The sequence below is a fragment of the Rhodoferax saidenbachensis genome (assembly GCF_001955715.1).
Lineage (GTDB): Bacteria > Pseudomonadota > Gammaproteobacteria > Burkholderiales > Burkholderiaceae_C > Allorhodoferax > Allorhodoferax saidenbachensis.
Map to the genome: position 1 here is coordinate 2013446 of NZ_CP019239.1, position 15052 is coordinate 2028497.

Genomic DNA, 15052 nt, shown 5'->3' on the forward strand with positions numbered 1-15052 from the left:
AAACAATGAACAAGTTACTTATTGGCTTTTTGATAGGACTCTTCAATTTGAGCGCCTCGGCGCAATTCAGGGTGGAGGTTTCTGGTGTGGGGCTCACCCAGATTCCTATTGCTGTTGCGGCGTTTCGCGGAGATGCGTCTTCACCCCAAAAAATGGGGGGTATTGTCTTGGCCGATCTGGAGCGCAGTGGCCAGTTTCGCGGGATAGATGTCGCTGGTGCCGTACTGGATGAAACAGCACGCCCGGACATCGGCGTCTGGCGGCAAAAAAGCGCAGATGCGCTGGTAACCGGTAGTGTCACCCGCCTGGCGGACGGTCGTTATGACGTGCGTGTGCGCTTGTGGGATGTGGTGCGCAATGTGGACCTGGGCGGAGAGAGCCATGCGGTCGTTGCCGGTGATCTGCGTCTGGCTGCTCACCGTGTGGCCGATTTTGTCTATGAAAAGCTCACAGGTGACAAGGGCATTTTTTCTACGCGTATTGCCTACGTCACGAAGAACGGGTCCAGTTTCAACTTGTGGGTGGCTGATGCCGACGGAGAGAATGCACAAAGTGCCCTCAACAGTCCCGAACCCATCATTTCACCGTCGTGGGCACCCAATGGGACGCAACTGGCTTATGTGTCTTTCGAGTCGCGCAAACCCGTGGTGTATGTCCATGATGTGGCTTCCGGAAAACGCCGTTTGGTGGCCAATTTCAGGGGGTCCAACAGTGCGCCCGCTTGGTCTCCTGATGGCAGAACACTGGCCTTGACACTGACCCGCGATGGGGGTTCGCAGTTGTACCTGATGGATGCGAACGGTGGCGAGCCCAGGCGCCTGGCCCAGTCCAGCTCCATTGATACGGAGCCCACCTTCACGGCCGACGGAAAAACAATCTACTTCGTGAGTGACCGGGGTGGTTCGCCACAGATTTATCGTGTGCCCGTTTCTGGTGGAAATCCGGAACGGGTCACTTTTAATGGAACTTACAATATTTCACCATCTCTAAGCCCGGATGGGCGGTGGTTAGCCTACATTTCGCGCGTAAGCGGTGCTTTCCGGTTGCATGTCCAGGATCTTTCCTCGGGCGCCAGCAATGCCTTGACAGACACCAGCGCAGATGAAAACCCCAGCTTCTCGCCCAACAGTCGGCTCATTATTTACGCGACCCAGCAGCAGGGGCGTGAGGCATTGATGACCAGTACGCTGGACGGAAAAATCAAGGCGCGTTTGGCTGGGCAGAATGGTGATATCCGGGAGCCCGATTGGGGCCCGGTACAAAAATAGTTTTTTAATTCATTAGCAAGGAGTTTGAGATGAATCGATTGGTATGGGCAACTGCTGTCACTGTTCTGTTGAGTGCTTGCGGGTCGTCCGTCAAGTTGGACAATGTTCCCGTGGAAGACAAATCGGGAGCCGCCGTGTCGGGGCAGGGTGCCAATTCGGCAGGCAGCGCAGGTGTGGGGAATAGCAATGTTGCGACGGTGGACCTTGGTAAGTCAGACCAGGATGCGGCCATGCGCGCTTCTACACGACTGGTTTACTTTGATTACGACAGCTTCACCATTCGCCCTGAGTTCCAGTCGGTGATTGAGGCCCACGCCCGTTTTATCCGCGCTGACAAGGCACGCAAAGTTGTGATTGAAGGCCATACGGACGAACGTGGTGGCCGCGAATACAACCTGGCATTGGGTCAAAAGCGCTCGGAAGCCGTGCGCAAGGCGCTGAACCTTCTGGGTGTAGCAGACGGTCAGGTCGAAGCCGTGAGTTTCGGCAAAGAGAAGCCCGCTGTCATTGGCAACTCTGAAGCGGCAATGGAAAAGAACCGCCGCGCTGAAATCGTTTATCGGTGATACGCATGAAGAGCTTCTCTGTGGCGCAAGTGTTACGTTGCATTCCGCTGGCCTTGGCGCTGGCGGGAGCTGTGCAGGCCCACGCCGGATTGTTCGACGATGAAGAGGCACGCCGCGCCATTCTGGAACTGCGGCAGAAAGACCTGGATGGCGAACAAAAGTTGACCGAAGAAATACGCCGGTCCACCGAAGAAGCCGCGCAGTTACGCCGCAGCCTGATTGACCTGCAAAACCAGTTGGAGACCTTGCGGGCTGAGCTGGCCAAGCTGCGTGGTCAGGACGAGCAACTGGGCCGTGATGTGGCGGAGATGCAGCGACGCCAAAAAGATGGATCCCAAAGCCTGGAAGATCGCTTGCGCAAGCTGGAGCCATCACGCGAAACGCTGGACGGGCGAGAGTTCCTGGCCGAACCGGGTGAGAAGCGTGATTTCGAATCGGCGTTTGCCATCTTTCGCAAGGGAGAATTTGCCACTGCACAAACGGCCTTTGTGGATTTTCTGAACCGTTATCCACAGACCGGTTATCGCCCCTCTGCTTTGTTCTGGCTGGGCAATGCCCAGTATGCGACCAAAGACTACAAGGACGCGCTGGCCAATTTCCGCGCATTGGTTGCGTCTTCGGCGGGGCATGTCAGGGTGCCTGAGGCTGTGTTGGCGATTGCCAATTGCCAGTTGGAACTCAAAGACAACCGTGGTGCACGCAAAACGCTGGAAGACCTGGTAGCGAATTACCCAGGGTCTGAAGCAGCGGCGGCTGGCAAAGAGCGCCTGGCCCGCCTTAAATAAAGTACGCAGCGGTGTTGTCTCCGGTGCCAGACCTTTCGCTCGCTGCGGACGATGCAGACTTGGCGCGCAGGTTCTCCGGGCTGGATCGCCTCTATGGATTAACCCCGGCGCACGCAGTGCGCTTGGCGCATGTCGCGGTGGTGGGCATCGGCGGCGTAGGTTCCTGGGCTGCAGAGGCCTTGGCCCGTAGCGGGGTAGGGCACCTCACACTGATCGATATGGACCATGTGGCCGAGTCCAACATCAATCGGCAGGTTCACGCACTGACGCCTACCGTTGGCATGGCCAAGATTGACGCCATGCGGGAGCGTATTGCACTGATCAACCCGCAATGCAAAGTGCACTGCATAGACGCCTTTGTAGAGCCCGATAACTGGCCCGCCATCCTGCCTGCAGGTGTGGATGCGGTCATCGATGCCTGCGATCAGGTCAAGGTGAAGACGGCCATGGCCGATTGGGCCCGCCGCAACAAGGCCGTGTTTATTTCAGTGGGGGCTGCAGGCGGTAAGCGGCATGCCCATAAGGTCGACATTGCCGACCTGAGCGAGACCACGCATGACCCGCTGTTGGCGCAAGTACGCTACCGGCTGCGCAAGGAATATGGAGCCCCAAAGGATGGAAAGAAGATGGGGGTGGCCTGTGTTTTCAGCCGGGAAGCGGTACAGCCTGCGGATGCATCTTGTGCCGTTCAGGGTGACAACTCACTCAATTGCCACGGTTATGGATCACTGGTTACGGTGACCGCCACCTTTGGTTTGTGTGCTGCTGGGTGGGTGATGGACAGAATTTCCCAAAGCAAGCCCGAAGAGAGATAAAAAAACGATATAATTTGAGGCTTCGCGGTAAGCAACGCAAGTGCTTCCCGTTGGGACCATAGCTCAGTTGGTAGAGCAGCGGACTTTTAATCCGTTTGTCGTGGGTTCGACCCCCGCTGGTCCCACCAAGAGATTAACCAGGGATCTTAGCTCAGCTGGTAGAGCAGCGGACTCTTAATCCGTAGGTCGAGAGTTCGAATCTCTCAGATCCCACCAATCAGAAAAGGGCCTAGTCATTTGACTAGGCCCTTTTTCTTTGGGCCATGGCAAGAAGGGCCTTAGCCCTCAATCGCGCTGGTCAGTTCTAGCCAGCGCTCTTCCAGTGTCTTCAGCTCATCGCCCACTTTTTTCAGGCTCTTGCCAAGCTCGGCAATTTCCTGCGGGTGGGTGTTGGTGCCCAGCTTGCCTTCGAGTGCCGCGCCTTCGCCGTTGAGCACTTCCATGCGGGCCTCGACCTGCTGCAGTTCCTTCTTGGCCTTCTTCACTGCGTCGGACACGACAACAGGAGCGGCTGCTTTGGCGGCAGCGGCCTTGGCTTCTTGCTTGGCAGCCTTGCTTTGTTCTTCCTTGGCCAGTTCGCGCTGGCGCTTGGCTTCGTCTAGCAGGTATTTCTGGTAATCGTCCAGATCGCCGTCAAACGGCTCCACGCCGCCGCGTGACACCATCCAGAATTCGTCACACACGGCGCGCAACAGCGCGCGGTCGTGGCTGACCAGCATCACCGTGCCTTCAAACTCATTCAACGCCATGGACAGCGCTTCGCGGGTTGCCAAATCCAGGTGGTTGGTAGGCTCATCGAGCAGCAACAGGTTAGGCCGCTGCCAGACGATCATGCACAACACCAGACGGGCCTTTTCGCCGCCGCTCATGCTGCCCACGGCCTGCTTGACCATGTCGCCGCTGAAGTTGAAAGTGCCCAGGAAACTGCGCAAGTCCTGCTCACGCGTGGCCTGGTTGCTGAGCTTGCCCTGCACGGTCAATTCCTTGACCAGGCGGATCATGTGTTCCAGCGGCGTGTCGGCTGGGCGCAGCACGTCCAGCTCCTGCTGGGCAAAGTAGCCAATGTTCAGGCCCTTGCCTTCAGTCACATCTCCGCCCAGCGGCGCCAGATCGCGTGCCACGGTTTTCACCAGTGTCGATTTTCCCTGGCCGTTGGCGCCCAGAATGCCGATGCGCTGCCCAGCCAGCACCGACTTGTTGACGTTGCGCACAATGGTGGTGGGCGGTGTGCCTTCGGGTGCATCTGCTGGTGGCGGGTAACCAAAGCTGACCCCGCTCATAGAGAGCATCGGATTGGGCAGGTTGGCCGGTTCCTTGAATTCGAAGGTGAAATCGGCTTCAGACAGTAGCGGTGCGATCTTCTCCATCCGGTCCAGCGCCTTGACGCGGCTTTGGGCCTGCTTGGCCTTGCTGGCCTTGGCCTTGAAGCGGGCGATGAACTTTTGCAGGTGGGCAATCTTGTCTTGCTGCTTGCTGAAGGCTGTTTGCTGCAGCGCCATCTGCTCGGCACGCATGTCTTCGAATTTGCTGTAGTTGCCGCCGTAGCGCACCAACTTGCCCGCATCGATATGCAGTGTGACGTTGGTCACGGCGTCCAGAAATTCACGGTCATGGCTGATAACGACCATGGTGCCTTCGTACTTCTTGAGCCAGGCTTCCAGCCAAACCAGGGCGTCCAAATCCAAGTGGTTGGTGGGTTCGTCCAGCAGCAGTAGGTCGCTGGGGCACATCAGCGCGCGCGCCAATTGCAGGCGCATGCGCCAGCCGCCGGAGAAGCTGTTTACGGGGTTGTCCAACTCGGATGTCTTGAAGCCCAAACCGAGAATCAGGGCCTGCGCCCGCGACGCCGCGTCGTATTCGCCTGCATCGTGCAAGCCGGTGTAGGCGTGGGCCATACGGTCATAGTCATCGGTGGCCTCGGCAGCGGTCACTTCCTCGCGGGCGGTCAGCAGCACGGTGTCGCCTTCGACCACAAACTCCGTGGCGCTTTGGTCCGTCTCCGGCATGTCCTGGGCGACCTGGCCCATGCGCCACTGGGTCGGGATGTAGTACTCGCCTGCGTCTTCGTGCAGATTGCCGTTGAGCAGCGCAAACAGCGAAGACTTGCCCGCGCCATTGCGGCCTACCAGGCCGACTTTTTCGCCGGGGTTGAGGGTGACGGAAGCGCCCTCCAGAAGCACCTTGGCGCTGCGGCGCAGGGTGACGTTTTTCAAAGTAATCATTTTTTCAGCTCAGTTATTGATTCATTCAGGCGTTTCAGGCCTGGGGGTTGGCAAGGGCTGGTAGATGGGGTATCCGTTCTACGGCACATCTCGCGGGCGAACGCTTTAGGTTCGCCGTGTTTACTTCGTCCACGCCTTGGTGGGCATTCCGCTTCGGTCGAACTCGCCAGCAACTGCTAGGCACTCAACCTTTGAGTGCTAGGTTCTGATTTGCAAGAGAAGAACCTGTTCGCAGCAGCAGTGTTGGGGTGCGGACCAAAGTGAGGTAAAGGAGGAGCCCGTAGGGCGGGGGACACGAACGGCGGCCAGTACCCCAATGCTGCTGCGAGCCCAGCACAAAAGCCCAAACCAGGCGCTAAAGCAGCAGGGCTTCCTTGGCCACCAACAACACCTGATCTTCGCCAGCACTTGTATCCAGCCAGATCACTTCCAATTCGGGAAACGCAGCCTCAAAGAACGCGCGTTCGTTCCCAATTTCCAGCACCAACACCGCGCCGGGCGCCATGTGCCGCGGTGCTTGTTGCAACAGCACGCGAATAAAGTCCATGCCATCGCTGCCGCCGGACTGGTTGCCGCTCAGAGCAATCGCGGGTTCGGCCTTGTATTCAGCAGGCAATTCGGCCATGCTTTTCGCATTGACATAGGGCGGGTTGCACAGGATCAGGTCGTACGGGCCGGGCAGGGCAGAAAGCCCGTCGGATTCGACCAGTCGAATGCGCTCACCCAGAGCATGTTTGTCCACATTGATGCGCGCCACAGCCAGCGCATCGGCGGAAATGTCGGCCGCATCCACCGTCACATCGGGGAAGACCATGGCCGCAATGACGGCCAGGCTGCCATTGCCGGTGCACAGGTCCAGTACCTTGTGGGTCGATTCACGCAGAAAGTAGTCGATGCCGCCGTCCACCAGAAGTTCGGCAATCAGCGAACGCGGCACGATCACGCGTTCGTCCACATAAAAGGCCACGCCCTGCAGCCAGGCCTCTTGCGTAAGGTAAGCGGCGGGCTTGCGGGTGCTGATGCGTGCTTCCAAAAGTGTAGCTGCTCGCGCACTTTCCACGGGGGCTACGGGCCTTTTTGACTCTGAATCCGGGCCGTCGTCCAGTGGCGTATCGAGCGGCAGACCCATGCTCCACAGTACCAGCCAAGCGGCCTCGTCAAAAGCATTGGTGGTGCCGTGGCCAAAGGACACGCCGGCCTGCGTGAGGCGGGCCGCGCTGGATTCAATCAATTCCCGTAGTGTCATGCGCGGGCCTGACGTTCCTGCAGGTCCAGGTTTTCCAGCACACGGCGGTAGATGTTCTTCAGTGGTTCGATGTCGGCCACGGCCACGTGCTCGTCGATCTTGTGGATGGTGGCGTTGGGCGGGCCCAGCTCGATCACCTGCGGGCAAATTTGTGCGATGAAACGGCCGTCGCTGGTGCCGCCTGTGGTGGACAACTGGGTCTCCATGCCGGTCTCGGCGCGGATGGCGTCGCGCACGGCGTCCACCAGCGGGCCGGGCGTGGTCAGGAAGGGCAGGCCGCTGATGGTCCACGTCAAGTCGTACTGCAGCTCGTGTTTTTCGAGCACGGCCGCTACGCGCTGTTGCAGGGACTCGGGCGTGGACTCGGTCGAGAAGCGGAAGTTGAAGTCGATCACCACCGCACCGGGGATCACATTGCTGGCCCCTGTGCCGCCATGGATGTTGCTGACCTGCCAAGTGGTAGGCGGGAAGAAGGCATTGCCCTTGTCCCATTCCATGCCCACCAGATCCGCCAGTGCCGGGGCCATCTTATGGATCGGGTTGGTTGCCAGGTGCGGGTAGGCGATATGGCCTTGCACGCCCTTGACGGTGAGTTTGCCATTCATGGACCCGCGGCGGCCGTTCTTGACCATGTCGCCGGTGCGTTCCACCGAGGTGGGCTCGCCGACGATGCAGAAGTCCAGCGTCTCGCCACGCGCCTGCAGTGTCTTGCAGACCACCGCGGTGCCGTCCACGGCCGGGCCTTCTTCGTCGCTGGTCAGCAGCAAGGCGATGTTGAGCGCCGGGTTGGGGTTAGCGGCGAGGAATTCTTCGATGGACACCACAAACGCGGCCAGCGAAGTCTTCATGTCGCTGGCGCCGCGGCCATAGAGTTTGCCGTCGCGGTGGCTTGGCGAAAACGGCGCGCTGCCCCATTCGTTCAAGGGGCCGGTGGGCACCACATCGGTATGGCCGGCAAACACCAGGGTCTTTAGCGGCGCTGCATGTGCTATGAATTTGCTAGCTGCTTGCGCACTGTCCACGGGGGCTGCAGCCCGTTTTGCCCATAAATTTTGGACGCGGAAGTCCTCGGGGCCACTGGTGATGGTCTCGCAGACAAAGCCCAGCGGAGCCAGCCGGGCGGCGATGATGTCCTGGCAACCGGCGTCCAGGGGCGTGACGGATGCGCGTGTGATCAGTTCTTCGGCAAGGCGTAGGGTGGCACCGGTCATCAATGCTTTACATCCAGGGTAATTTCGGTGAACGAGGCTTCTTCGTCTTCCTCCGCAGCGGCCGTGGGGGCGGCGGCCTTGGTGAAGTCGTTTTGCATGCGCCACATCAGGTTGGTGGGCGAATCGGCGTGGGCCAGGCCTTCCTTGCGGTCGACGATGCCGTCCACGATCAGGCGCGCGATGTCGCCTTCAAAGGACTGCGAACCTTCGGCCATGGATTTTTCCATGGCTTCCTTGACGGCGGAGAAGTCGCCTTTTTCGATCAGCTCGGATATCAGTTTGGTGTTGAGCATGACCTCGACGGCTGGCGTGCGCGAGCCGTTGACAGTGCGCAGCAGGCGTTGCGACACGATGGCTTTGGTGGCGGCGGCCAGGTCACCCAGCATGGTCTGGCGTACTTCCACGGGGTAGAAGCTCAGGATACGGTTGAGCGCCTGGTAGCTGTTGTTGGCGTGCATGGTGGCCAGGCACAGGTGGCCCGACTGCGCGTAGGCAAGGGCTGCCGACATGGTTTCGCGGTCGCGGATTTCGCCGATCAGGATCACGTCGGGCGCCTGGCGCAGTGCGTTTTTGAGTGCCACCTGCAACGAGGCGGTGTCGGTGCCGATCTCGCGCTGGTTGACCACCGACTTCTTGTTCTTGAACAGGAATTCAATCGGGTCTTCGATGGTCAGGATGTGGCCCGAGACGTTTTCGTTGCGGTAGTCCATCATCGACGCCAGCGTGGTGCTCTTGCCGGCACCGGTGGCGCCCACCATCAGGAGCAGGCCGCGCTTTTCCATGATCAGGTCGCCCAGCATCATGGGCACCGACAGCTCGGACAGTTTGGGCACATCCACCGCAATGAAGCGGATCACTGCGGCAATACTGCCGCGCTGGCGCATGGCGCTAACCCGGAAACGCCCCACACCGGCCAGCGGGAAGCCCATGTTGAGCTCGCCCTCACGTTCCATCTCTGCAATTTTCTCGGGCGGCAACACTTCGGCCAGCAGGTTCTTGGGCGCGTCGGCGGGTAAGAGCTGCGTGTTGATGGGCACACACTGGCCGTTGATCTTGATCAGCGCGGGTGAATGCGCCGACAGGTAAACGTCGGACGCCTTCTTTTCACTCATCAAGCGCAGGATGCGCTCCATCGTGCCGGAAGTAGTGGTTGCAGCCATGGCTCAGCCCCTCGTTGAAGTGTTGGTCGCGTGAATCAGTCGCGTGGATTAATCACGCAACAGGTCGTTCAAGCTGGTGGTCGAACGGGTCTTGGCATCCACCTTCTTGACGATGATCGCGGCATACATGCTGTACTTGCCATCGCCCTTGGGAAGGCTGCCGCTCACTACCACCGAGCCAGCCGGCACGCGGCCATAGCTCACGGTGTCGGTTGCACGGTCGTAAATGGGGGTGCTTTGGCCGATGTACACGCCCATGGAGATCACCGAGTTTTCTTCCACGATCACGCCTTCGACCACTTCGGAGCGCGCGCCGATGAAGCAGTTGTCTTCAATGATGGTCGGGCCGGCCTGCATGGGTTCCAGCACCCCGCCAATGCCCACGCCGCCGGACAGGTGCACATGCTTGCCGATTTGCGCGCAGGAGCCCACGGTGGCCCAGGTGTCTACCATGGTGCCTTCGTCCACGTAGGAGCCGATATTGCAGTAAGACGGCATCAGGATCACGCCCTTGCCCTGGAAGCTGCCGCGGCGCGCCACAGCAGGGGGAACCACACGCACACCCGTGGCCTTGAGCGCTTCAGCGCTCATGCCGGCGAACTTGGTGGGCACCTTGTCATAAAAGCCCAGGTCGCCGGACTGGATGATTTCGTTGTCTTTCAAGCGGAAGGAGAGCAGCACGGCTTTCTTGATCCACTGGTGGGTGGTCCATTGGCCCATGGCCTCACGGGTGGCCACGCGCAGGCTGCCGGTATCGAGTTCGTTCAGCACATGCTCCACCGATTCGCGCACTTCCTTGCTGGCCGAGGCGACGGAGATGTTGGCGCGGTCTTCCCACGCGGCTTCAATGGTTTGCTGGAGTTGTTGGCTCATGGAGTCGTTCTTCTTAAAACAGAGGTAGGAAATCAGCGGGATTGGACAAACTGGACGATGCGCTGGGCGGCTTCCACACATTCGGCGGTTTCGGCCACCAGCGCCATGCGGATGCGCCCGGCGCCAGGGTTGCTGCCCTGGGCTTCACGCGCCAGGTAACTGCCCGGCAGTACCGTCACATTGTAGTGAGCCAGCAGGTCGCGGGCGAAATCGGTGTCACTGCCGGGCACCTTGGCCCACAGGTAAAAACCGGCGTCGGGCAGGGCCACGTCCAGCACGGCGGACAACATGGGTGTGACCTGGGCAAATTTGGCGCGGTACTTCGCACGGTTGTCCACCACGTGGGCTTCGTCATTCCAGGCGGCAACACTGGCGGTCTGCACCACCATGCTCATGGCGCTGCCGTGGTAGGTGCGGTACAGCAGGAACTGCTTGATGAGTTTTGCATCGCCGGCGCAAAAACCACTACGCATGCCCGGCACATTGCTGCGTTTGGACAGGCTGGTGAAGGCCACCAGGTTCTTGAAGTCACTGCGGCCCAGCTTGGCCGCTGCCTCCAGGCCTCCCAAGGGCGGTTCATCGCGGAAGTAGATCTCGCTGTAACACTCGTCCGACGCAATCACAAAGCCGTACTTATCGCTGAGCGCAAACAACTTGGCCCATTCGTCCAGCGGCATCACCGCGCCGGCGGGGTTGCCGGGCGAACAGACAAACAGCAGTTGCGTATTCGCCCAGACGTCCGCCGGCACGCTGTCCCAGTCTTGCGCGAAGTTGCGTGCCGGGTCAGACGGCACAAAGTACGGCTGCGCACCCGACAGCAGCGCCGCGCCTTCGTAGATTTGGTAGAACGGGTTGGGGCACACCACCTGCACGCCGCCCTTGCTGGGGTCAATCACCGTCTGCGCAAATGCAAACAGTGCTTCGCGTGACCCATTGATCGGCAATACCTGGGTTGCCACATCCAGCGCCAGACCGTAGCGGCGTTGCAGCCACTGGGTGATGGAGGTGCGCAGGGTGATGTCACCCGCCGTGGCCGGATAGACCGACAGGCCGCCGTCTGCGGACTGAATGGCGTTGCAATAGGCATCCTTGATCAGTTGCGGTGTAGGGTGGCGCGGCTCGCCAATGCCCAGGCTGATGGGGCGGTAGGCGGGGTTGGGGGTGACAGAGGCAAACAACTGCCGCAGGCGCTCAAAGGGATAGGCCTGCAATAGAGACAAATGGGGATTCATGGCAGCGATTATCCCTGAGCGACTGCCGGACTTGGGGCAGGCGGAGCGACTGCGGGGGGCGACAGGTCGGCACGGTATCATTGCAGCCTATGCATGCCTTGTGGTGATGCACAAAACCCAATGAAATCAACCGCTTAAGCGATAGCATCTTCCTTCCGTGCGTCTCAATTCCATCAAGTTATCCGGGTTCAAGTCCTTCGCCGAACCGACCAATTTCCTGCTGCCTGGCCAGTTGGTCGGCGTGGTGGGGCCAAACGGTTGCGGAAAATCCAACATCATGGATGCGGTGCGCTGGGTGCTGGGCGAGAGCAAGGCCAGCGAGTTGCGTGGCGAGTCCATGCAGGACGTGATCTTCAACGGCACCACTACCCGCAAGCCGGCCAGCCGCTCCAGCGTGGAGCTGGTGTTCGACAACGCCGACCACCGCGCCGGTGGCCAGTGGGGTCAGTTTGGTGAAATCGCCGTCAAACGCGTGTTGACCCGTGACGGCACCAGCAGCTACTTCATCAACAACCAGCCCGTGCGCCGCCGCGATGTGCAGGACGTGTTCCTGGGCACCGGCCTGGGCCCCCGCGCCTACGCCATCATTGGCCAGGGCACCATCAGCCGCATCATCGAGTCCAAGCCCGAAGAGTTGCGCCTGTTCCTCGAAGAAGCTGCCGGTGTTTCCAAATACAAGGAACGCCGCCGCGAGACCGAAAACCGCCTCTCCGATACGCGCGAAAACCTGACCCGGGTGGACGACATCCTGCGCGAACTCAACGCGAATCTGGAAAAGCTGGAAAAGCAGGCGGAGGTGGCCGCCAAGTACAACGCCCTGCAATCCGACGTCACGCTCAAACAGCACCAGCAGTGGTTCCTCAAGCGCGCCGAAGCGCAAGCAGATCAGACCAAGGTACAGACCGAAGGGCTGGCCGCCGTCAACGCGCTGGAAAGCCGCATGGCCGATCTGCGCCATATCGAAGCCGACCTCGAAACCGTGCGCCAGGCGCATTACGCCGCAGGCGACCAGGTCAACCAGGCCCAGGGCCTGTTGTACGAGGCCAGCACCGATGTGGGCCGCCTGGAAGCCGAGATCCGTTTTGTCGTGGAAGGCCGCCAGCGTGTCGAACAGCGGCTTGTCACGTTGAAAGAACAGGTCAGCCAGTGGGCCACACGCAGCGATGATGCGCAGGCCGAAATCGAACGCCTGGCCGAACTGGCCGCCTTGGGCGAAGAACAAACCGAATTGCTGGCTGCGCAGGTTGAAGAACAGGCCCTGCAACTGCCGGACCTCGAAGAAGCCGTGGGCAAGGCCCAAACCGCCGCCAACGACCAGCGCGGTGCCGTCATGCAGGTGCAGCAGCAGATCCAGGTGCTGGCCGCTGATCAACGCAATATTGAAGAACAGTCGCGCCAGTTGACCACCCGCCGCGAGCGCCTGGACACCGACCGCAACGCTCTGGCTTCTCCCGATCTGGCCCGTTTGCAAAACCTGCAGGAGCAGTTGGAAGCGGCGCAGGAGGCCGCCCAGGTGGCCGAAGCCCGCCTGCACGAGCTGCAGGAGTCCGTGCCGCAACTCGACGAAGCCCGCCGCGAACAACAACAGACAGTCAACACCGAATCCGCCAAGCAGGCCGACTTGTCGGCCCGCATGGAAGCCCTGAAGGCGCTGCAGGAAAAGGTCAAGACCGATGGCAAGCTGCAGCCTTGGTTGGCCAAGCACGGGCTGGACAACCTGCAAGGCCTGTGGAGCCGGATCCACATTGAACAGGGTTGGGAAAACGCGCTGGAAGGCGCGCTACGCGAGCGCCTGGGTGCGCTGGAAGTGTCCCGCCTGGAGATGGTGCGCGCCTTTGCCAATGACGCACCGCCCGCCAAGCTGGCCTTTTTCTCACCGCCTTCGGCCTCAGCGCCTGAGCGCAGTGCCACCTTGCCGCGCCTGGCCGATCTGCTGCGCATCAACGATGCAGGCCAAAAGGCGGTATTGACCGACTGGCTGCAAGGCTGCTTTACCGCCAACAGTTTTGAAGACGCGCTCAGCGCACGCGACAAGCTGCAGGCCGGTGAAAGCATTTATGTGAAGTCCGGTCACGTGGTCACGGCGCACAGCGTGAGTTTTTACGCGCAGGATTCCGAGCAGGCTGGCCTGCTGGCTCGCGCACAGGAAATTGAAAACTTGGAAAAGCAGCTGCGCGCCCAGGTGCTGATTGCCGACGAATCCCGCATTGGCTTGGCCCGTGCCGAATCCGCCTATGCCGACAGCGCGCAGCGTCTGGTGACGGCGAGGCGCGAAGCGGCCGAAACACAAAGCCGCAGCCATGAGTTGCAGGTTGAAACCCTGCGCCTGTCGCAACTGGCAGAACAAACCCGTGCCCGCAGCGCACAGATCGAATCCGACATTGCCGAGATCGAAGCCCAGCTCGAAGAGTTGCAAGAGCGCCGTGCCACCGCTGAAGGCCAGTTTGAATCGCTGGACATGCAACTGGCCGACAGCCAGGAGCGCCACGCCCAGCTCGACGAACGTGTGATCGATGCCCAGCGCAAATTGGTGCAGTGCCGTGAGCAGCAGCGCACGCTGGAACGCCAGGCGCAAGAAGCCACCTTTGCCCAGCGCAGCCTGCAGGCGCGCAATGCCGAGCTGTCTCGCGCCATTGAAACCGCTAGCCAGCAAACCGCGACCATCCACGCCGAAGAACAGCGCGCCCAGGAAGAACTGGCGCGCCTGACCGATGCCGCGGCCCAGGCTGGCCTGCAAAACGCGCTGGCGCTAAAGCTGGAGCGTGAACAGGCGCTGGGTGCCAAACGCAGCGAATACGACGACCTGACCGCCAAGCTGCGCGCCAGCGACGAACGCCGCATGCAACTGGAGCGCGAGCTGGACCCGCTGCGTTCGCGCATCACCGAATTCCAGCTCAAGGAACAGGCCGCGCGCCTGGGCTTTGAGCAGTACGAGCAGCAGTTGCAGGACGCGCAGGCAGACCTGGCCGCCATTGAGCAAAGCATCAAGGACGGCAACGTGCGCCTCACCGGCATGCAAAGCGAAATCGACCGCCTGCACCGCGAAATTGCCGCGCTGGGTGCCGTCAATCTTGCCGCCCTGGACGAGTTGACCGCCGCACGCGAGCGCAAGCAGTTCCTCGACCTGCAAAACGCCGACCTGACCGCCGCCATGAATACGCTGGAAGACGCTATCCGCAAGATCGACGCCGAAACGCGCGAGCTGCTGTCGGGCACCTTCAAGCAGGTCAACGACCATTTCGGCCGCATGTTCCCCGAGCTGTTTGGCGGTGGCAATGCGCGCCTGGTCATCACCGGTGACGAAATTCTGGACTCCGGCGTGCAGGTGATTGCCCAGCCGCCCGGCAAGAAAAACCAGACCATTCACCTGCTGTCCGGTGGCGAAAAAGCACTCACCGCGATTGCGTTGGTGTTTGCCATCTTCCAGTTGAACCCTGCGCCGTTCTGTTTGCTGGACGAGGTGGACGCGCCGCTGGACGACGCCAACACCGAGCGCTACGCCAAGCTGGTCTCCAGCATGAGCAAGAGCACGCAGTTCCTGTTCATCAGCCACAACAAGATCGCCATGGAAATGGCAGAGCAGTTGATCGGCGTGACCATGCAGGAGCAAGGCGTTTCGCGCATCGTGGCCGTGGACATGGAGTCTGCTGTCACCCTGGCGGAGCTTGCCTGAC

11 protein-coding genes and 2 tRNA genes are annotated in these 15052 nt (G+C 60.6%); 7 read left to right on the forward strand and 6 right to left on the reverse strand.

Annotated features, from left to right (window positions below; genetic code table 11):
• Positions 1-5 precede the first annotated feature (5 nt).
• From tolB to RS694_RS09670, 6 genes are all read left to right on the forward strand, one after another.
• Positions 6-1268, forward strand: a complete 1263-nt coding sequence (tolB, locus tag RS694_RS09645) for a Tol-Pal system beta propeller repeat protein TolB (protein ID WP_029707511.1) — start codon at positions 6-8, stop codon at positions 1266-1268.
• 29 nt (positions 1269-1297) lie between these two features.
• Positions 1298-1834, forward strand: coding sequence for a peptidoglycan-associated lipoprotein Pal (gene pal / locus RS694_RS09650; RefSeq protein ID WP_029707510.1), 537 nt, complete (start codon positions 1298-1300; stop codon positions 1832-1834).
• 5 nt (positions 1835-1839) lie between these two features.
• The gene (ybgF, locus tag RS694_RS09655; protein WP_029707509.1) at positions 1840-2619 is read left to right on the forward strand and encodes a tol-pal system protein YbgF; all 780 of its coding nucleotides are present in this window, start codon (positions 1840-1842) and stop codon (positions 2617-2619) included.
• 23 nt (positions 2620-2642) lie between these two features.
• A complete protein-coding gene (locus tag RS694_RS09660) occupies positions 2643-3434 on the forward strand; it encodes a tRNA threonylcarbamoyladenosine dehydratase (protein WP_081708616.1) in 792 nt (263 codons plus the stop codon).
• Between the two features lie 52 nt (positions 3435-3486).
• Positions 3487-3562: transfer RNA gene (locus RS694_RS09665), tRNA-Lys, on the forward strand.
• Between the two features lie 12 nt (positions 3563-3574).
• Positions 3575-3650: transfer RNA gene (locus RS694_RS09670), tRNA-Lys, on the forward strand.
• Between the two features lie 62 nt (positions 3651-3712).
• Here RS694_RS09670 and RS694_RS09675 read toward each other — a convergent pair.
• From RS694_RS09675 to dapC, 6 genes are all read right to left on the reverse strand, one after another.
• Entirely contained in the window at positions 3713-5656 is a 1944-nt protein-coding gene (locus RS694_RS09675) for an ABC-F family ATP-binding cassette domain-containing protein (protein ID WP_029707505.1), read from the reverse strand.
• Positions 5657-6011: 355 nt separating this feature from the next.
• On the reverse strand, positions 6012-6902 hold the full coding sequence (gene prmB, locus RS694_RS09680) for a 50S ribosomal protein L3 N(5)-glutamine methyltransferase (protein WP_029707503.1): 891 nt from the start codon (positions 6900-6902) through the stop codon (positions 6012-6014).
• On the reverse strand, positions 6899-8113 hold the full coding sequence (dapE, locus tag RS694_RS09685; protein ID WP_029707502.1) for a succinyl-diaminopimelate desuccinylase: 1215 nt from the start codon (positions 8111-8113) through the stop codon (positions 6899-6901). Before dapE ends, prmB begins: the two co-directional genes overlap by 4 nt.
• The gene (locus RS694_RS09690; RefSeq protein WP_029707501.1) at positions 8113-9273 is read right to left on the reverse strand and encodes a PilT/PilU family type 4a pilus ATPase; all 1161 of its coding nucleotides are present in this window, start codon (positions 9271-9273) and stop codon (positions 8113-8115) included. The genes dapE and RS694_RS09690 overlap by 1 nt, the downstream gene beginning before the upstream one ends.
• 48 nt (positions 9274-9321) lie before the next feature.
• Positions 9322-10146: a 2,3,4,5-tetrahydropyridine-2,6-dicarboxylate N-succinyltransferase gene (gene dapD, locus RS694_RS09695; protein WP_029707500.1), complete on the reverse strand. Its 825-nt coding sequence runs from the start codon at positions 10144-10146 to the stop codon at positions 9322-9324.
• Positions 10147-10178: 32 nt separating this feature from the next.
• A complete protein-coding gene (gene dapC / locus RS694_RS09700) occupies positions 10179-11378 on the reverse strand; it encodes a succinyldiaminopimelate transaminase (protein ID WP_029707499.1) in 1200 nt (399 codons plus the stop codon).
• A gap of 157 nt (positions 11379-11535) precedes the next feature.
• Here dapC and smc point away from each other — a divergent pair, with 157 nt between their 5' ends.
• On the forward strand, positions 11536-15051 hold the full coding sequence (smc, locus tag RS694_RS09705; protein ID WP_029707498.1) for a chromosome segregation protein SMC: 3516 nt from the start codon (positions 11536-11538) through the stop codon (positions 15049-15051).
• The last annotated feature ends 1 nt before the right edge of the window (position 15052 follow it).

Bases quoted from the DNA above. Each gene is read 5' to 3' on its own strand.
- tolB (WP_029707511.1), top strand. From the start codon at position 6: ATGAACAAGTTACTTATTGGCTTTTTGATAGGACTCTTCAATTTGAGC.
- pal (WP_029707510.1), top strand. From the start codon at position 1,298: ATGAATCGATTGGTATGGGCAACTGCTGTCACTGTTCTGTTGAGTGCT.
- ybgF (WP_029707509.1), top strand. From the start codon at position 1,840: ATGAAGAGCTTCTCTGTGGCGCAAGTGTTACGTTGCATTCCGCTGGCC.
- RS694_RS09675 (WP_029707505.1), bottom strand. From the start codon at position 5,656: ATGATTACTTTGAAAAACGTCACCCTGCGCCGCAGCGCCAAGGTGCTT.
- prmB (WP_029707503.1), bottom strand. From the start codon at position 6,902: ATGACACTACGGGAATTGATTGAATCCAGCGCGGCCCGCCTCACGCAG.
- dapE (WP_029707502.1), bottom strand. From the start codon at position 8,113: ATGACCGGTGCCACCCTACGCCTTGCCGAAGAACTGATCACACGCGCA.
- RS694_RS09690 (WP_029707501.1), bottom strand. From the start codon at position 9,273: ATGGCTGCAACCACTACTTCCGGCACGATGGAGCGCATCCTGCGCTTG.
- dapD (WP_029707500.1), bottom strand. From the start codon at position 10,146: ATGAGCCAACAACTCCAGCAAACCATTGAAGCCGCGTGGGAAGACCGC.
- dapC (WP_029707499.1), bottom strand. From the start codon at position 11,378: ATGAATCCCCATTTGTCTCTATTGCAGGCCTATCCCTTTGAGCGCCTG.